This window comes from Nonomuraea sp. NPDC049421, assembly GCF_040677005.1.
Taxonomy (GTDB): Bacteria; Actinomycetota; Actinomycetes; order Streptosporangiales; family Streptosporangiaceae; genus Nonomuraea; species Nonomuraea salmonea.
Genome location: NZ_JBFAQA010000038.1, coordinates 39,319 through 55,313 on the forward strand (window position 1 = coordinate 39,319; position 15,995 = coordinate 55,313).

Consider the following 15,995-nt stretch of genomic DNA (forward strand, 5'->3'; position numbering starts at 1 on the left):
GCAGGTTACCGTCACTCACTTGTTCAGCACCGCCTCCAGCACGGCCTTGGCGATGGGCGCGGCGGTGTGACCGCCGGTCGCCTCCGCCCCGACGTTGGCGGCGCCCGACTCGACGATGACCGCGAGTGCCACCTTCGGGTTCTCCGCCGGCGCGAAGCTGATGAACCACGCGTGCGGCGGCTGCCCGTCGGAGGTCTCCGCGGTGCCCGTCTTGCCCGCTACTTGGACGCCCGGCACCTGCGCCAGGTTGGCGGTGCCGTTGGAGACGACGCTCACCATCATGTCGCGCAGCTTGGCCGCCGTCCCGGAGCTGACCGCCGTGGTGAGCTCTTCGGGGTCGGCCTCGTCGATGGTGTCGCCCTTGGAGTCGGTGACCTTGTTGACGAGGTACGGCTTCATCACCGTGCCGTCATTGGCGATGCCCGCCGCGATCATGGCCATCTGCAGCGGCGTCATCCGGTTGCTGCGCTGCCCGATCGAGGCCATCGCCACGGCCGCCTGATCCTCCTTGGGCCCGAAGTCGCTCTGGGCGACCGGCATCGGCACGGCGACCTGCTGCCCCATGCCGAACTTCTCGGTCTGCTCCTTCATCTTGTCGTAGCCCAGCTCCATGCCGATCGAGCCGAACGGCGTGTTGCAGGATCTTTCCAGCGCGTAGACCAGCGTGACCTGGCCGCTGCCGCACGCCGCGCCGCCGTAGTTGGGCAGGCTGATGTTCGTGTTGGGCAGCGGCAGCCGCTGCGGCGCCTCGACCGTGGTCTCGGGGCCGCGCGAGTCGTCGTCCTCCAGGTACGCCGCCGCCGTCACGACCTTGAACGTCGAGCCGGGCGGGTAGGTCTGGGCGATGGTCCTGTTGAGCAGCGGCTGGCTCTTGTCCTTGGCCAGCTCGTCGTAGCGCTTGAACACCGATGCCTTGTCGGTGCCCGACAGCTCGGTCGGGTCGTACGTGGGCAGCGAGACCATGGCGAGGATGCCGCCGGTCTTCGGGTCGAGCGCCACCAGGGCGCCGCGCTTGCCGCTCTTCCGCAGCGCGTCGTAGGCCGCCTTCTGGGCCTTGGGGTCGATCGTCAGGTCGACGTTGGCGCCCTTGGTCGGCTCGCCGGTGAACAGGTCGATGCTGCGCCGCAGCAGCAGGTCGGCGCTGGAGCCGTCGAGCAGCTTGTTGTGGGTCGACTCGATGGCGTCGGCGCTCTCAGGGGAGAAGAAGCCGGTGACGTGCGCGTAGAGCTTCGCGTCCGGATATTTCCGGATGAAGCGGAACCTGTTGTCGCCGGTGTCCACGGACTGCGCGATCACCTTGCCGCCCGCCGTGATGCGGCCGCGCTCGATCGCGTACCGGTCGAAGAAGTTGCGGGTGTTGCGCGCGTCGGATTGGTACTCCTCGGCCTTGACGGCCTGGAGCCAGTTCACGTTGATCATCAGGAGCGCGAACATGGCCAGCGCGGCCACCGCCACTCGCTTCAAGGTGCCGTTCATCGCTGGAACACCTGCGTCAGTCCCTCGTTCTGGATCGCCTGGGGTGGGGGGCGTCTGGCGGCATCTGACGTTCGTACCAGGAGGGCGATAAGAATCCAGTTAGCCAGCAGCGCCGAGCCGCCCTGCGACATGAACGGCGTGACCAGGCCGGTCAGCGGGATGAGGTTGGTCACGCCTCCCACGATGATGAACACCTGCCAGGCGAGGATGAACGACAGGCCGCCCGCGAGCAGCTTCGAGTAGGGGTCGCGGGCCGCGAGCGCGGTGCGCAGGCCGCGCTCGACGATCAGCGCGTAGATCATCAGGATCGCCATCAGCCCGGTCAGGCCGAGCTCCTCGCCGGTGGCGTTGAAGATGAAGTCGGAGAAGGCCAGCGGGATCAGCTCGGGGTGGCCCTGGCCGAGCCCCGTGCCGAGGATGCGGCCCGCGCCCAGCCCGAACAGGCCCTGCATGATCTGGTAGCTGCCGCCGAAGGGCCGGTCGTAGTACTCCTGGGAGCCGGGGTCGAGCCACACGTCGAAGCGGTCGCCGACGTGGGAGAAGATCTGGCCGGCGATGAACGCGCCGCCGACGAACAACAGGATGCCGATCAGCACCCACGACGTACGCTGCGTGGCGATGTAGAGCATCACCACGAACCCGCCGAACAGCAGCAGCGACGAGCCCAGGTCCTTCTGCAGCACCAGCACGCCGATGGCGACGGCCCACGTGATCAGCACCGGGCCGAGGTCACGGGCCCGCGGCAGGTCGATGAAGAGCAGCCGCCGCCCCGCCAGCGCCAGCACGTCACGCTTGGCGACCAGGTAGCCGGCGAAGAAGATGACCAGCGCGATCTTCGCGAACTCGGCCGGCTGGATGGTGGCCGCGCCGAACCCGATCCAGATGCGGGCGCCGTTGCGCTCCTGGCCCAGCCCGGGGGTCAGCGGCGAGATCAGCAGGACCACGCCGATCAGCCCCGCCGTGTACGTCAGCCGCTGCAGCGTGCGATGGTCGCGCAGCACCAGCAGCGTCACGGCGAACAGCACGACCCCGACGCCGGTCATGATGATCTGGTTGGTGGCGGAGGCGCCGTCCATCTGGGCGTTCTCCAGCCGGTAGATCATCACCAGGCCGATGCCGTTGACCACGGTGACCAGCGGCAGGATCAGCGGGTCCGCCCAGGGGGCGAACTTCGCGAGCACCAGATAGGCGGCCAGCATCAGGCCGCCCAGGCTGAGCCCGTAGATCAGCATCCCGGCCGGGATCTGCCCGTCCATGGCCAGACCCACGTTGGCGTAGGCAGCCATGACGATCACCACCGCGAGCGCGAGCATGACCAGCTGCGCCACTCGCCGCTTGGCCGGCATCGGAACGGGGGTGATGTCGACTTCGCTCATCTACTGCTGTCTCGTCTTGGACTTGGTGGCGGAGGCGGTGGCGCTGGGAGAGGCGCTCGCCTCCGTCTCGGGTTCCTTCTCTTCGGCGGCCTTGTCCTGGTCGTTGAACGACAAGCTGTTGATCTTGGTCATGCCCTCGTTCACGTTCGTGACAGGGATGCCGCTCCTGACCAGCGCCTGATCGGCCTCCGACAGCTGGGACAGCTGGCGGCCAGTGGGCTTGGAGACATGGAAGAGCTGGAAGGGACCCACCTCTTTCTTGACCCCCTGGAACACGACCACCTCGCCGCCCCTTGCACCGACGAAGAACTGGTCCTGAGTCCACTGGTAACCGAAGTAGCCGCCGACGAAGACGCCGACGGCTCCGACACCGAGCACGGTGACCAGCACGGGCCACATCCGGCGACGCTTCCTCGAACGCCGGGACGAGGTCTCGGCGACCGGCTCAGCGAAATCGTCGTCGGAGAGCACCGGCTGGGGTGCGGTCACCGCGCCTGCTCGCCCCGGCGGGACGTCCTGCGGGCTCCCGTCGAGCCCGGCCATGCCCGCCGCGCCGACGATGGCGGCCTCCACGGGCGGCTGCTGCCCGTCGGAGATCTCCAGTACGTCGGCCAGCACGCACGTGATGTTGTCAGGCCCGCCACCCCGGTTCGCCAGATCGATGAGCTGGCGGACGACCTCTTCAGGGTCGTCGATGTTGGTGAGCGTGGCATGCAGCGTCTCCGCGCTGACCACGCCCGACAGGCCGTCGGAACACAGCAGGTAGCGGTCGCCCACCTGCGCCTCGCGCAGCGTGAGATCGGGATCGACCTCGCCGCTGCCGTCGAGCGCGCGCAGCAGGATCGACCGCTGTGGGTGGGTGGCCGCCTCTTCCGGCGTGATGCGCCCGTCGTCCACAAGCTGTTGCACCAGCGTGTGGTCGTGGGTGATCTGGTAGAGCTCACCACGTCTCAGGAGATAGGCGCGCGAGTCGCCCACGTGCACCAGGGCGACCTGGGTGCCGTTCCAGAGCATGGCGGTGAGCGTCGTGCCCATGCCTTTGAGGCTGGGATCCCGCCCCACCATTTCGTGCAGCTTGCGGTTGGCGTCGCGTACCGCTGCCTCGATGGCGTTGAGCAGGTCACCCCCCTGTTGGGCCTCTTCCAGAGAGGCCATGGCGGCGATGGCGACAGAACTCGCCACCTCGCCGTGTGCATGCCCGCCCATGCCGTCGGCGACGGCGAGCAGGCGGCCGCTAGCGTACGCCGAGTCCTCGTTTCCTTCGCGGAGGAGGCCGACGTCCGAGCGGGCGGCGTAGCGGAGTGCGATGGTCATTTGCGCAATTCAATGACTGTCTTGCCGACGCGGATCGGAACACCGAGCGGCACCGGGGTCGGGCGGGTGACTTTTGAACGGTCGAGGTACGTGCCGTTGGTGGACCCAAGATCTTCCACGATCCATTGACCGTCCTGAGGAAAGAGCCGGGCGTGCCGGCTGGAAGCGTAGTCGTCGGTGACCACCAGCGTGGCGTCATTGGCCCGGCCAATGGTGATGGGCTGCTCCGTGAGGTTGATGGTGGTGCCCTGGAGAGGCCCACCCGTGACGATGAGCTGGCGTGGCTCGCCCTTCTTGCTCTTGGGCTTGGCCACGGGTTTGGCGGGCTTCATGGCCTTACGGCCACCCGCCGGCGCGGTGCGTGACCCGAACAAGTCAGTCCGGATCACGCCGACTGCGGCAATGACGAAGAACCACAGCACCGCCAGGAAGGCGAGCCGGATCAGCAGCAGCGTGAGCTCGGACATGGACCGTCTGTCTACCCCTAATCGCGCCGGAACACCAGAGTCGTACGCCCCAGGGTCACTCGCGTGCCGTTCTGGAGCTCGATCCTGCGCACCGGCTGGCCATTGACAAAAGTGCCGTTCGTCGAACCCAGATCGACGAGAACCACATTCTGGCCCTCGACGCGCAGCTCCGCGTGATGTCGCGAAACTCCGGGGTCGACGAGACGAAGATCGCAGTCGGTGCCCCTGCCGAGCAAGGTCACCGGAGTGGTGAGCTCGTAGGAGCGGTCGCCCTGCGGATCGTCCTGAGTGCTGACGAGCAGCCGGGGCCGCCCGCCGAAAGCGTGAGGTCTCGACGGAGGCAGGTCGCTCGCCGGCTGGCGAATCTCGTCCTGCTCCACCGTCGCGCCGCGGATGACCCCCGAACGGATGCGGAACAAGCCCACAGCCAGATCGCCGGCGGTCTCGAAGCGAACCCGGACCGGTCCCACAAAGGAGTAGCCCTGTTCCTTGGCGTACTCCCTGGCGAGGTTGGCCAGCTCGTGGCTGATGCTGTCGGCGTAGACCTCGAGCCGTTCGGCGTCGGTCGTGGACAGCTCGACCACGAAGTCGTTGGGCACGAGCGTGCGACCCTGAGCGACGATCGCCGCACGCTCATCCATCTCCCGCTGAACCGCGCTGGCGACCTCGACCGGCTGAAGGTCAGATTTGAACGCCCGCGCAAAGGCTCCCTCAACCAGGCCTTCGAGCCTTCGCTCGAAGCGCTGAAGGACTCCCACCGGGTACCTCCCTTCCTCCGTGCATATGATCGCGGCCCCGTAGACGCATCGGCGCCCGGTCTCCGCTCGTTCCACGTGACGGTGTCACAGGCGCTCGTCGGCAGCCGCGCCCAGCTCCTCCGCTCCCGTGTCTTATGCGATCGTATCCGGGTTCAGTACCAGTGGCTGTTCCGTGCTAATGTTCTTTCCGCACCCACAAGGGCGGGTGGCGGAACGGCAGACGCGCACGGTTCAGGTCCGTGTGTCCGAAAGGACGTGAGGGTTCAAATCCCTCCTCGCCCACTCGTGTGACTGGGGGATCCTTGGTCGCAAGCCTTTCAGGTTTGCTCCCTCGGGTCCCCCTCGTCATGTCTGCCCGGGGGGTGACCCCCGGACCCCCAGCGTTTTTCGCTGGCGCTCCTGGGGGCTTTGCCCCCAGACCCCCAGTCTTGTCGCTGGCGCTCCTGGGTGCTCTCGCTCCCAGACCCCAGGATTTTTTGCTGGTGGTCCTTTGTTCTCAGACCTTCCCTCGAGTGCTTCGGGTCCAAGGCCGTTGTGGCTGTCCCTGGTGCTTCTGCTTTCCCTCGGTGGGTCTGTGTTTGCTCACCCTGTCTAAGGGGTGCTGTTTGCGCAAGGGGATCTGGGGTTTCTTTTCGGGTTGAGGGTAGGGCCCGGTGGTTGCAAGGTACTTTCATCCCTCTCCGGGCCCTTTGTGTTCTACGTCACACTTGCTGTTCTGGTGTCCAGCAGTTCGCCTACCAGGTCAGTGAGGCTCACCATTCCGATGATTTTTTGGTCTTGGTTCGTAACCAGGGCCAAATGGGATCGTTGTTCCTGTAGGGCGGTCACGGCTTCGGGGACCTGCGTTGTGCAGGGTAGCTCTGGGAGCTTGCGCAGCAGGTCGCTTGCTCTGCTTGCTGGTTTCAGTAGGGCGTCTCTTACGTGTAGCGCGCCTTCTACGCCGTTCGGGCCTTCCACCAGGAGTCTTAGGTGGGCGCTTCCTGCTGCTGTCTTCTTGATCTCTGCTGCTGTGGCGTCCTTCGTGACCTTCACTGCCTTGTCCAGGGGGACCATCAGGGGTTCTATGCCCTCGTCGCCCAGGCGTAGGGCTCTGGTCAGGAGGTCGTGTTCCTCTCTGTCCAGGAGGCCCATGCGGCCGGATTCGCCTACGAGCATGGCCAGCTGACGGGGGGTTCTCGTCGTTGCCAGCTCGTCTCTTGGCTGGACGCCGAAGAGGTGAAGGATGGCGTTCGTCAGGGCGTTCAGCGACGCCAGCAGCGGGCGCATGACCGTCGTGAAGGCTCTGAACGGGAGGGTGAGAATCAGGGCCGCTCGTTCCGGGTGGGTCAGGGCCCAGCTCTTCGGGGCCATCTCCCCTACGACCATGTGCAGGAACGTCACCAGGGCCAGGGCGAAGGTCAGGGCTATCGGGAGGCGCATCGCCTCTGGGATGCCCACTGCCGCGAACACCGGTTCCAAATAGTGTTCGATCGCCGGCTCTGTCACCTGGCCCAGGCCCAGGGTGCAGAGGGTGATGCCCAGCTGGGCGCCTGCGAGCATCAGGGAGAGTTTTCTGCTGCCGCCTGCCGCTGAGCGGGCGGCCATTCTGACCAGGCGGTTGCCTGTCGCGCCTATCTCCTCCAGGCGGTGGCGTCTTGAGGAGACGAAGGCGAACTCCGCTGCCACGAACAGCGCGTTGAAGGCCAGTAGCGCGATGCTTAGGGCGATCATGCTCATCTGGTCGTCGCCTCCGCGTGTTTGAGCGGGGTCAGGCGGACCCACTCCGGGACCCGGCGGTGGAGGGACATGACCGTCAGCTCTGCCAGGGTTTCTTCCTGGTCGTCCGCGAAGGGGTCGGTGTCCTGGGTCATGGGGACCGTTACCTTGTCGCCCTGGTTCGGCATTCTGCCGAGCCTTGCCAGGACCAGCCCGGCCAGCGTGTCGTAGTCGTCGCTCTCCGGGAGAGCCAGGCCCGTTGCTCGTTCCACCTCGTCAAGGCGCAGGTGGCCGGGAACCTCCCAGACTCCTCCTGGGTGTCCCACCGCGCCTTGGGGCTCTGGGTCGTTCTCGTCCACCAGTTCGCCCACCAGTTCCTCTGCCAGGTCCTCGATGGTTATCACGCCTGCCAGGCCGCCGTACTCGTCTATGACGCAGGCGATGTCGTCCCTGGCCGTGCGCATGCGGTCGAGGACCGCCGGCAGGGGCACCGAGTCCGGCACCAGCAGTGCCGGGCGGGTGATGGCGGCTATGGTGCCGATCTCCACGCCCGTCGTCAGCAGCTCGCGTACGCCCGTCACGCCGGCCACGTCGCCCTCGTCCGTCACCACCGGGTAGCGGGAGTGGCCGCAGTCCTGCATGACGGCCAGCAGGTCGGAGATGGGTTGTGAGGCGCGGAGCACCACCACCCGGGGGCGGGGGACCATGATCTCCTCGGCCGTGCGGTCGCCGAACTCCAGCGCCCGCTCCAGGAGGTCGGAGAGCCGGGCGGGCAGCTCGCCCGCCTGGGTCGACTCCGCGATGATGCGGGACAGCTCTTCAGGCGTCGCGCCGTGCTCCACCTCCTCCACGGGCTCGATGCCGACCCGCTTGAGCAGGCCGGTGGCGGCCGAGTCGAAGAGCTTGACCACCGGGCCGACGATCGCGAGGTACGCCAGCGTCGAGCGGGCCAGGAACTTGGCCACCTGCTCGGGCCGCGCGATGCCGAGGTTCTTGGGGGCCAGCTCGCCGAAGACCATCTGCACGACGGTGGCCACGAACACGCCGGCGGTCACGGAGACCCCGGTGATCATGGCGTCGGGCAGGCCCAGGTCGGTCAGCCAGGGGCGTACGAGGGCGGCGATCGCCGGCTCGGCCAGGAAGCCGACCAGCAGGGCCGTCACCGTGATGCCGAGCTGCGCGCCCGAGAGCATGAAGGACAGGCGGGAGGTGACCTGGAGTGCCTTTTCAGCGGAGGTGTCGCCGGCGGCGGCCTGCTCACGCAGGAGGCTGCGGTCGGCGGCGACGAAGGCGAATTCCTGGGCGACGAAGTAGCCGGTCGCCGCGGTCAGGAGCAGGAGGGCCAGCAGCCCGAGATAGGCGCTCACCGCAGTGAGCCCTCAGAGGAACCCGTGCCCGAGCACGGGCGAAGACTCCACGGGTCCGGATCGGACACGATCTTCCTTTCGATAGCGGTCGTCCATAACCGTAACGATGCTGGTGGCATCTATGTTTCCGCAGTGACTCTCCGCTGGTTCCGCGTACTTTTCCGTAGGAAATCCTTGGCGGAGCGTCTTCACTGGCGAGGGTTGGACGTAGCGTTTATGGCAAACCGAGGGGAAAGAAGGCGAAGTGTCTGAGGACGACCGGACGCGGGCTTACCGCTCGCCAGGCGACGGCCGCCCGCTGCCACCGCGGCCCGGTGACGGCCTGCGCTCTGGAGGAGCGCCCGCGCACCGGATCCCGCCCGGAGGGCCGACGCCGCCAGGAGGGCAGGGCCCCGTGCCTGGGGCGGGGGCGCCCACCCAGAAGCTTCCCACCGCCGCCCCAGAGGGCCCTGCGGAGGCTCCGCCGCGCAGGGGGGCCTCCAGGGTCTACGGGCGCGAGCGGGCCGGTGAGAGCCCGGTCAGGCCGCTTCGCTCGCGGTCCGGCGGTCCCGCCGAGCCGCGGCCGCCCAAGGGGCCGCGTAAGAAGATCTCCGGCAAGGCGATCCTGTCGATCATCGCCGGGTTCCTGGTGCTGCTGCTCGTCGCCGGGGTGGGGTTGTTCTTCTGGGTCAACTCGCGGCTGACGGGCATCGAAGGGGTGCTCGACGACTACGAGGGGCGGCCCGCCGACACGCCTGGCACCAACTGGCTGCTCGTCGGCTCCGACAGCCGCAAGGGCCTGACCGCCGCCCAGCGGAAGAAGCTCGCCACCGGGCGGGCCGCGGGGCAGCGTACGGACTCGATGATGCTGCTGCACATCCCCGAGGGGAGCGACGCGCCCACGCTGGTCAGCCTGCCGCGCGACTCCGCGATCACCATCCCGGGCAGGGGGCGCGACAAGCTCAACTCCGCCTACGCCTTCGGCGGCCCCAAGCTGCTCGTCCGCACGGTCGAGAACGCCACCGGCGTGCACATCGACCACTACATGGAGATCGGCTTCGCCGGGTTCGTGGGCATCGTGGACGCCGTCGGCGGGGTCGAGATCAACGTACGGGCCGCCGTCAACGACCCCAAGGCCGGGCTCAAGCTGAAGAAGGGCACCCAGGTGCTCACCGGCTCACAGGCGCTCGGCTACGTACGCACCCGCAAGGGCGGCGCGCTGCCCGACTTCGAGCGGACCAAGCGGCAGCGGCAGTTCCTCAGCGCGGTCGTGAAGAAGGCCGCGAGCCCCGGGGTGCTGCTCAACCCGTTCACCGCGATCCCGCTGGCCGCCAGCGCCACCGACGCGGTCGAGGTCGACTCGGGCACCGGGGCGTTCAACATGTTGTCGCTGGGGCTCGCCATGGGCGGCAGCCCGGTGACGACGGTGGTGCCGTTCGGCGGCACCGAACGCGTGGCCAGCGGTGACGCGGTGAAGTGGGACAGGACGAAGGCGCTCGCGCTGTTCAACGCGCTGAAGGAGGACAAGCCGGTGCCCAAGGAGGTCGTGGACGCCGGCTGACGGGCCTCACGTCACGGTGGTGACCACGACGGCGGCGTTCATGTTGGCGATGGCGCGGGTCACCGCGTCCGCCACCCAGTCGCCCTTGGCGAGCTCCTTGACGCGGGCCTTGCCGGCGTCGGGGAACGCCTTGCGGTCCAGCCCGGCCGCCTTGGCCAGCGCGATCAGGGCGGTCGTGCGGGTGTCGGGGGTGGCGCCGGTGAGCACGGCCGCCACCCGCTCCCTGATCTCGGCCTCGACGGCGGAGTTCAGCTCGGGCCAGCGGGTGATCGTGAAGATGCCGAGCGCCTTGGTGCGCTCTCTGGCCAGCACGCCGGTGTTGGCCAGGCGGGTGAGCAGGCGGTCGCGCAGGTCGCTCGTCTGCAGCTTGCGCACCCACCACTCGGGGGTGCGTGCCTTGTCGTTCGCGATGCGCTCCAGGGCGGCGTCCAGCTCCTGGTCGCCGACCGGATCCGGCACGGCGACGGCCAGCTTCTTGCCGTCCTTGGTGACGCGGCCGGCCAACGCCAGCTCGGCCAGGATGCCGCCGGAGAGCGCCAGGTCGAGCGTGGCCGCGTTGATGAGGAGCTTGCCCTTGTCCTCGCCGAGTGCCAGGAGGAGGAGCTCTTCTGCGATCGTCACGGTCATGCACTTGACCCTAACGACCCGATGGCTCCCGTTCTGGGGACAATTTCGTGCGGGCCGTACTCTGGGGGCATGCCCGAACTTCCCGAAGTCGAGTCGCTCACCCATTTCCTGCGTGAGCGGGCCGTGGGCCGCGCGATCGCGGGGATCGACGTGGTGGCCATCCAGGCGCTCAAGACGTTCGACCCGCCCGTCACCTCGCTCGGCGGGCTGACCGTCACCGGCGTGAGCAGGCACGGCAAGTTCCTCGACCTCGACTGCGACGGGCTGCACCTGATCATTCACCTGGCCCGCGCCGGGTGGCTGCGCTGGCGCGACGACCTGTCGGGGGCCAAGCCGGTGCGGCCGGGGAAGGGGCCGCTGGCCGTACGCGTGCGGCTGGCGCCCGACGACGAGGGGCCGGCGCCCGGGTTCGAGCTGACGGAGGCGGGGACACAGAAACGCCTCGCCGTCTATGTCACGAAAAATCCGGACGAGGTGCCCGGCATCGCCGCCCTCGGCCCCGACCCGCTCGCCGAGTCGTTCACCGTCGAGGCGCTCAAGCGCATCGTGGGCGGCAAGCGCACCCAGATCAAGGGCTTGCTGCGCGACCAGAAGGTGATCGCCGGCATCGGCAACGCCTACTCCGACGAGGTGCTGCACGCCGCCAGGATGTCGCCCTTCAAGATCGCCGCGACGCTGACCGACGCCCAGCTCGCCGACCTGCACGAGGCCATCGTGACCACGCTGCGCGACGCGGTCGAGCGGGCGCACGGGCTCGCGGCCAAGGACCTCAAGGCGGAGAAGAAGTCGGGGCTGCGGGTGCACAACCGTGCGGGGCAGCCGTGCGACGTGTGCGGCGACACGATCAGGGAGGTCTCGTTCGCCGACTCCTCGCTGCAGTACTGCCCGACCTGCCAGACCGGTGGCAAGCCGCTGGCCGACCGGCGCCTGTCCCGCCTGCTCAAGTAGGGCGGGCGTCCTCTGCACGACCCTGGGCACGCCATGATGGAGTCATGACCGTTCCTGAGATCGAGGCCAGTGCCGTGCCCGCAGACGCTTACCTGCTCGACGTCCGCGAGCAGGACGAATGGCTGGCGGGCCACGCGCCGCAGGCCGTCCACATCCCCATGACGCAGATCCAGGGCCGGGTGGAGGAGGTCCCCGGCGACCGCACGGTCTACGTCGTGTGCCGGGTGGGCGGCCGGTCGCTGCAGGTCGCCGCGTGGCTCAACCAGCTCGGACGCGAGGCGGTCAACGTCGGCGGCGGCATGCAGTCGTGGGAGGCCGCGCGGAAGCCGATGGTCAGCGAGACGGGCCAGGAGCCTTTTGTGGCGTAAGTCGCCCACTATGGCGATTTGACCCTCTCTAAGGCAAAATAAGGGCGCAAACTACAGATCGTCGCGGGAGCTCGGGGTCGCCGGGCTGAGAGGGCAGCTATGCATCCGCTGCCGACCGCCTGAACCTGTTCGGGTAATGCCGGCGTAGGGAGTGTGCGATGTCGCACGGCGTCGAAGAAGTTCCGCTGACCCTCGAAGGCGAGGCGCCCAAGACCCTGGGCGTGCTCGATCAGGGCGCGCTCTGGGCCAACCTCGGGGTCAGCCTCCTCGGCTTCTCCGGAGCGCTGCTGCTGCTCGACCCGCTGGGCAATGCGCCGCTCACCCTCGCGGCGGCGCTGGTCGCCACCGTGGTGGGCAGCCTGATCGGCACCGCCATGGTGGGCCTGTCGGCCATCCCGGGCACGCGCACCGGCAAGCCGGCCATGGTGCTGCTGCGCGGGCTGTTCGGGGCCAGGATCTCCTACGTCCCGACGGTGCTGAACATCATCCAGATGATCGGCTGGGGCGCCTTCGAGCTGTGGGTGATCGCCAAGGGAGCCGGCGCGATCTTCCCGTCGGTGCCGTACCAGGTGTGGGTGCTCGTCGCGGGCGTGCTGACGGCGGCGCTGACCGTCTGGCCGCTCGGCTCGATCCGGCTGCTGCGCCGCTACGTCACCGTCGGCGTCATCGTGGCGATGGTCTGGTTCACGGTGTTCTTCCTGCGCGACGCCCCCTCACCCGAGGGCGGGAGCTGGACGGCCTTCCCCGCCGCCGTCGACTACGTGATCGCGCTGTCGGTGTCGTGGGTGCCGATGGCGGCCGACTTCGCCCGCCACTCGCGGTCGGGACGCGCCGCCTTCACCGGCGTGGTCGGCGGCTACACGCTGGCCCAGGTAGCCTGCCTCGGGCTCGGCGTCCACGCCGTGGCCCTGGCGGGCGCGGACGGCGTGCTGGCCGACGCGACGTCGGTGTTCACGCCGTTCGTCGCGGTGCCGCTGGGCGCGCTGTTCTTCGGCATCCTGGTGCTGCGCGAGACCGACCAGTCCTTCGCCAACGTCTACTCCACCACGATGTCGCTGCAGAACCTCATGCCGCGGGTGGACCGCCGGATCCTCTCGACCGCCATCGGCGTGCTGACGGTCGTGATCGCCCTTTTCGCGGACGTCAACTCCTACGGCGTGTTCCTCGGCGTGATCGGCGCCGTGTTCGTGCCGATGTTCGCGGTGCTCGCGGTCGACTACTTCGTGCTGCGCCGCGGCGAGGGCTGGAACACCGCCGAGGACGCCCCGTCGCGCTGGTCGATGCTGGTGCCCTGGACGCTGGGCTTCGCCGCGTACTGGCTGACCACCTCGACGCCGACCTTCCCGCAGTGGGACGCGCTCTGGACGGGCGTGCGCGAGGCGCTCGGCTTCGTGCGTCAGTCGTGGATGAACGGCGCGCTCGGCGGCGCCTTGGTGGCGGCGCTGGTCACCCTGCTCATCGGGCTCATCCAGCGGTCGCGCGCTGCTCGACGTTGAGCAGGTGCTGTTTGGCGGCGACGCCGCCGGCGTAGTCGCCGAGCCCGCCGTCCTCGCGCACCACCCGGTGGCAGGGCACGATCACGCAGACGGGGTTGGAGGCCAGCGCGTTGCCGATCGCCCGCAGTGCGCGCGGTCTGCCGATGCTCTGGCCGATCTCCTCCAGCGTCGTGGTGGTGCCGTAGGGGACCGCCATGGTCTTCTGCAGCACCGTACGGGCGAACGACGTCGCCAGCGTCAGGTCGACCGGCGTGGCGAACGTCCGCAGCCGCCCCGAGAAGTAGGCGTCGAGCTCTCTGCGCACCGGGTCGAGCCGCCGCGCGTCGGGCCCGATGAACCGCCCCACGTGCCGCGTGACCAGCTCGAACACGTCGTTTTCCGCCTCGAAGCTGCACGCCGCGATGCCTTTGCCGGTCACCGCCAGCACCATCCTGCCCACCGCGCCGTCGTAGGTGCCGAACGCGATGTCGGGTGGTGTCTCACCCCGATAGGTGCTGGAGGTCACCCGCAGCAGGGCATCGAGATCGTTGCTCGACATACCCCTCACCCTCCCACCTGCCGGGAATCACCGTGACCGCAGCGTATCGGACGGATCGCCCGACGCACCCACCGCGCCACGTGCACTATGGAGTAGTGGGGGACGAATGGGCCGGTAGTGACGATGAGATCGCTCGTGCGGCGCTCGCCAGCTCGCCCAACGCCATCGTGGCGCTCGACCGCGACCAGAGCGTGCTGGTGTGGAACGCCGCCGCCGAGCGCATGTTCGGCTGGAGCGCCGACGAGCTGCTCGGCCGCCGGGCGCCGATCGTGCCGGACGAGCTGGGCGCCGAGCACAACGCGGTGCTGGAGCGCGTACGTACGGGAGAGCCCGTGTCGCTGCGCACCAAGCGTCTCCACGCCGACGGCCGGGTGCTCGACCTGCGGGTGGACATCAGCGCCCTGCGCCTCGGCAGTGCCGTCGCCGGTTACGTGTGCGCCTACCACCCGGCCAGGGCCGACGAGATGGCCGAGCACCGCATGGCGCGCCGCGCCCGGCTGGTCGCCCGCCTCACCGACGTCGTGGGCGACATCAACTCCGACCTTGAGCTGTCGGCCGTGCTCGACCGCATCTCGGCCAGCCTGACCGAGCTGACCGGGGCGGACGCGGGCGGGTTCGTGCTCATCGAGGGCGAGCGGCTGCGGCTGGTCAGCACGTACGAGCTGCCGGAGGCGATCAGGGGCACCACCACCGACCTGCGGACGAGCCTGGTGGACAAGCTCTTACGCACCGGCAAGACCGTGATGCTGGAGTCCCACGGGCTCGACGACCTGGTGTGGGCCAAGCTCAAGGGCCTGCACACGATCGCGCTGGGGCTCGCCGCGGTGGGCGGGCGGCCGTACGGCGCCCTCTATGCCCTGTTCGCCCGCCGCAACCCGGGACACCTGGAGCTGGAGCTGCTTGAGCTGCTGGCCGGGCACGCCGGCATCGCGGTCGGCAACGCGGTCGCCTACCAGGAGGCGGTGCGGCAGCGGGCGCACGAGCGGGCCGTGTTCGACGCCAGCGCCGACGGCATCGCCGTGCTCGACCAGGACGGCCTCGTGGTGCGCTGGAACCCGGCCGCCGAGGAGCTGACCGCACTGCCCGCCGAGTCCGTGATCGGCGGTCCCCCGCCGTTCCCGCTGCCCAAGGCGGGCGAGAAGGGCACCTTCCAGCTCGACAACGGGCGCTGGCTCGACGTGGTGAGCGCGCAGATCGAGGAGACCGGCGAGGTGGTCGTCGACTTCCGCGACGTCACGGCGGCCAAGGAGCTGGAGGAGGCCAAGGACCTGTTCCTCGCCACGACCAGCCACGAGCTGCGTACGCCGATCACGATCGTGCGGGGCTTCGCCAGCACGCTCGACTCGCGCTGGGACGACATGGGCGACCCCGCGCGCCGCTCGGCCGTGCACACGATCGCCGAGCGCGCGAAGTCGCTGGGCGTGCTCATGGACCACCTGCTGCTGGGCGCGCGGGCCGGCGCGGACGAGCTCAAGGTGCGCATCGAGGAGTTCGACCTGGCGGAGCGCATCGTGGCGGCCACGCTGGGGCTGCCCGAGCTGTCGGACCGGCACCGGGTCGAGGTGGACGTGCCCGAGGGGCTGCCGTACGTGCTGGGCGACGCGCTGGCCACGGACATCCTGCTCGGACAGTTGCTGGAGAACGCGTTCAAGTACTCGCCGAAGGGCGGGCTGATCAGCGTGGCGGCCTGGCCCGAGGACGACAACGTGGTCGTCGTCGTGGACGACGAGGGGGTCGGAATCGCCCCGCCTGACCGTGAGCGGATTTTTGAACGCTTCGTCCAGGTGGACAGCGGCGACCGGAGACGGTTTGGTGGAGTGGGGCTCGGTCTCTATATCGTCCGCAGTCTCGCCAGGGCACAGGGAGGAGATGTCAGCGCTCATTCGCGACCAGGAGGAGGCACCAGAATGCGGCTCGTGCTGAGGGGCTCTTCCACTATCGGATCCGACACACCGATGCGGTAACGAGGTGGTCACGGTTGCGCTGATCTATCTTCCAATGTGTACAAGCTGTGATCGAGATGCG

14 protein-coding genes, 1 tRNA gene and 1 riboswitch are annotated in these 15,995 nt (G+C 68.7%); of the genes, 6 read left to right on the plus strand and 9 right to left on the minus strand.

The window, feature by feature from the left end; genetic code table 11:
- Positions 1 to 15 precede the first annotated feature (15 nt).
- From AB0K18_RS43435 to AB0K18_RS43455, 5 genes are read right to left on the minus strand one after another with little or no spacing between them, the layout of a single operon-like run.
- Positions 16 to 1,476, minus strand: a complete 1,461-nt coding sequence (locus AB0K18_RS43435; RefSeq protein ID WP_364926872.1) for a penicillin-binding protein 2 — start codon at positions 1,474 to 1,476, stop codon at positions 16 to 18.
- The gene (locus AB0K18_RS43440; protein WP_364926874.1) at positions 1,473 to 2,852 is read right to left on the minus strand and encodes an FtsW/RodA/SpoVE family cell cycle protein; all 1,380 of its coding nucleotides are present in this window, start codon (positions 2,850 to 2,852) and stop codon (positions 1,473 to 1,475) included. Before AB0K18_RS43440 ends, AB0K18_RS43435 begins: the two co-directional genes overlap by 4 nt.
- Positions 2,853 to 4,166 (minus strand): Stp1/IreP family PP2C-type Ser/Thr phosphatase, encoded by a 1,314-nt coding sequence (locus AB0K18_RS43445; protein ID WP_364926876.1) that lies wholly within the window; start codon positions 4,164 to 4,166, stop codon positions 2,853 to 2,855.
- Entirely contained in the window at positions 4,163 to 4,633 is a 471-nt protein-coding gene (locus tag AB0K18_RS43450; protein WP_345393437.1) for an FHA domain-containing protein, read from the minus strand. The genes AB0K18_RS43445 and AB0K18_RS43450 overlap by 4 nt, the downstream gene beginning before the upstream one ends.
- A 17-nt stretch (positions 4,634 to 4,650) precedes the next feature.
- Positions 4,651 to 5,391, minus strand: a complete 741-nt coding sequence (locus AB0K18_RS43455; RefSeq protein ID WP_345393439.1) for a DUF3662 and FHA domain-containing protein — start codon at positions 5,389 to 5,391, stop codon at positions 4,651 to 4,653.
- A 199-nt stretch (positions 5,392 to 5,590) separates the two neighbouring features.
- Here AB0K18_RS43455 and AB0K18_RS43460 point away from each other — a divergent pair.
- A tRNA-Leu gene (locus AB0K18_RS43460) sits at positions 5,591 to 5,673 on the plus strand.
- A 414-nt stretch (positions 5,674 to 6,087) separates the two neighbouring features.
- Here AB0K18_RS43460 and AB0K18_RS43465 read toward each other — a convergent pair.
- Both AB0K18_RS43465 and AB0K18_RS43470 read right to left on the minus strand, forming a co-directional pair.
- Positions 6,088 to 7,107 carry a hemolysin family protein gene (locus AB0K18_RS43465; protein ID WP_364926879.1) on the minus strand — a complete coding sequence of 340 codons (1,020 nt, stop codon included), beginning with the start codon at positions 7,105 to 7,107 and terminating at the stop codon, positions 6,088 to 6,090.
- Positions 7,104 to 8,453: a hemolysin family protein gene (locus tag AB0K18_RS43470; RefSeq protein ID WP_364926881.1), complete on the minus strand. Its 1,350-nt coding sequence runs from the start codon at positions 8,451 to 8,453 to the stop codon at positions 7,104 to 7,106. The genes AB0K18_RS43465 and AB0K18_RS43470 overlap by 4 nt, the downstream gene beginning before the upstream one ends.
- 244 nt (positions 8,454 to 8,697) lie before the next feature.
- On the opposite strand from AB0K18_RS43470, the gene AB0K18_RS43475 reads away from it, so the two are divergent.
- Positions 8,698 to 9,993 carry an LCP family protein gene (locus tag AB0K18_RS43475; protein WP_364926883.1) on the plus strand — a complete coding sequence of 432 codons (1,296 nt, stop codon included), beginning with the start codon at positions 8,698 to 8,700 and terminating at the stop codon, positions 9,991 to 9,993.
- 6 nt (positions 9,994 to 9,999) lie between these two features.
- Here AB0K18_RS43475 and AB0K18_RS43480 read toward each other — a convergent pair whose 3' ends face one another.
- On the minus strand, positions 10,000 to 10,620 hold the full coding sequence (locus AB0K18_RS43480; RefSeq protein ID WP_364926885.1) for a GPP34 family phosphoprotein: 621 nt from the start codon (positions 10,618 to 10,620) through the stop codon (positions 10,000 to 10,002).
- Between the two features lie 69 nt (positions 10,621 to 10,689).
- On the opposite strand from AB0K18_RS43480, the gene AB0K18_RS43485 reads away from it, so the two are divergent.
- From AB0K18_RS43485 to AB0K18_RS43495, 3 genes are all read left to right on the plus strand, one after another.
- Positions 10,690 to 11,568, plus strand: coding sequence for a DNA-formamidopyrimidine glycosylase family protein (locus AB0K18_RS43485; RefSeq protein ID WP_364926887.1), 879 nt, complete (start codon positions 10,690 to 10,692; stop codon positions 11,566 to 11,568).
- A gap of 44 nt (positions 11,569 to 11,612) precedes the next feature.
- A complete protein-coding gene (locus AB0K18_RS43490; protein WP_355416030.1) occupies positions 11,613 to 11,936 on the plus strand; it encodes a rhodanese-like domain-containing protein in 324 nt (107 codons plus the stop codon).
- 53 nt (positions 11,937 to 11,989) lie between these two features.
- Positions 11,990 to 12,105, plus strand: a riboswitch (TPP riboswitch).
- Positions 12,095 to 13,432, plus strand: coding sequence for a cytosine permease (locus tag AB0K18_RS43495; protein WP_364926889.1), 1,338 nt, complete (start codon positions 12,095 to 12,097; stop codon positions 13,430 to 13,432). (Overlaps the previous riboswitch by 11 nt.)
- Here AB0K18_RS43495 and AB0K18_RS43500 read toward each other — a convergent pair.
- Positions 13,401 to 13,970, minus strand: coding sequence for a methylated-DNA--[protein]-cysteine S-methyltransferase (locus tag AB0K18_RS43500; protein WP_364926891.1), 570 nt, complete (start codon positions 13,968 to 13,970; stop codon positions 13,401 to 13,403). The genes AB0K18_RS43495 and AB0K18_RS43500 overlap by 32 nt on opposite strands.
- Before the next feature lie 95 nt (positions 13,971 to 14,065).
- Between AB0K18_RS43500 and AB0K18_RS43505 the strand changes: the two genes are divergently transcribed.
- Positions 14,066 to 15,934 (plus strand): PAS domain S-box protein, encoded by a 1,869-nt coding sequence (locus AB0K18_RS43505; protein ID WP_364926894.1) that lies wholly within the window; start codon positions 14,066 to 14,068, stop codon positions 15,932 to 15,934.
- The last annotated feature ends 61 nt before the right edge of the window (positions 15,935 to 15,995 follow it).

Excerpts from the sequence above, each read along its gene's own strand:
- AB0K18_RS43435 (WP_364926872.1), bottom strand. The coding sequence starts at position 1,476 with ATGAACGGCACCTTGAAGCGAGTGGCGGTGGCCGCGCTGGCCATGTTC.
- AB0K18_RS43440 (WP_364926874.1), bottom strand. The coding sequence starts at position 2,852 with ATGAGCGAAGTCGACATCACCCCCGTTCCGATGCCGGCCAAGCGGCGA.
- AB0K18_RS43445 (WP_364926876.1), bottom strand. The coding sequence starts at position 4,166 with ATGACCATCGCACTCCGCTACGCCGCCCGCTCGGACGTCGGCCTCCTC.
- AB0K18_RS43450 (WP_345393437.1), bottom strand. The coding sequence starts at position 4,633 with ATGTCCGAGCTCACGCTGCTGCTGATCCGGCTCGCCTTCCTGGCGGTG.
- AB0K18_RS43465 (WP_364926879.1), bottom strand. The coding sequence starts at position 7,107 with ATGAGCATGATCGCCCTAAGCATCGCGCTACTGGCCTTCAACGCGCTG.
- AB0K18_RS43480 (WP_364926885.1), bottom strand. The coding sequence starts at position 10,620 with ATGACCGTGACGATCGCAGAAGAGCTCCTCCTCCTGGCACTCGGCGAG.
- AB0K18_RS43485 (WP_364926887.1), top strand. The coding sequence starts at position 10,690 with ATGCCCGAACTTCCCGAAGTCGAGTCGCTCACCCATTTCCTGCGTGAG.
- AB0K18_RS43490 (WP_355416030.1), top strand. The coding sequence starts at position 11,613 with ATGACCGTTCCTGAGATCGAGGCCAGTGCCGTGCCCGCAGACGCTTAC.
- AB0K18_RS43495 (WP_364926889.1), top strand. The coding sequence starts at position 12,095 with ATGTCGCACGGCGTCGAAGAAGTTCCGCTGACCCTCGAAGGCGAGGCG.
- AB0K18_RS43500 (WP_364926891.1), bottom strand. The coding sequence starts at position 13,970 with ATGTCGAGCAACGATCTCGATGCCCTGCTGCGGGTGACCTCCAGCACC.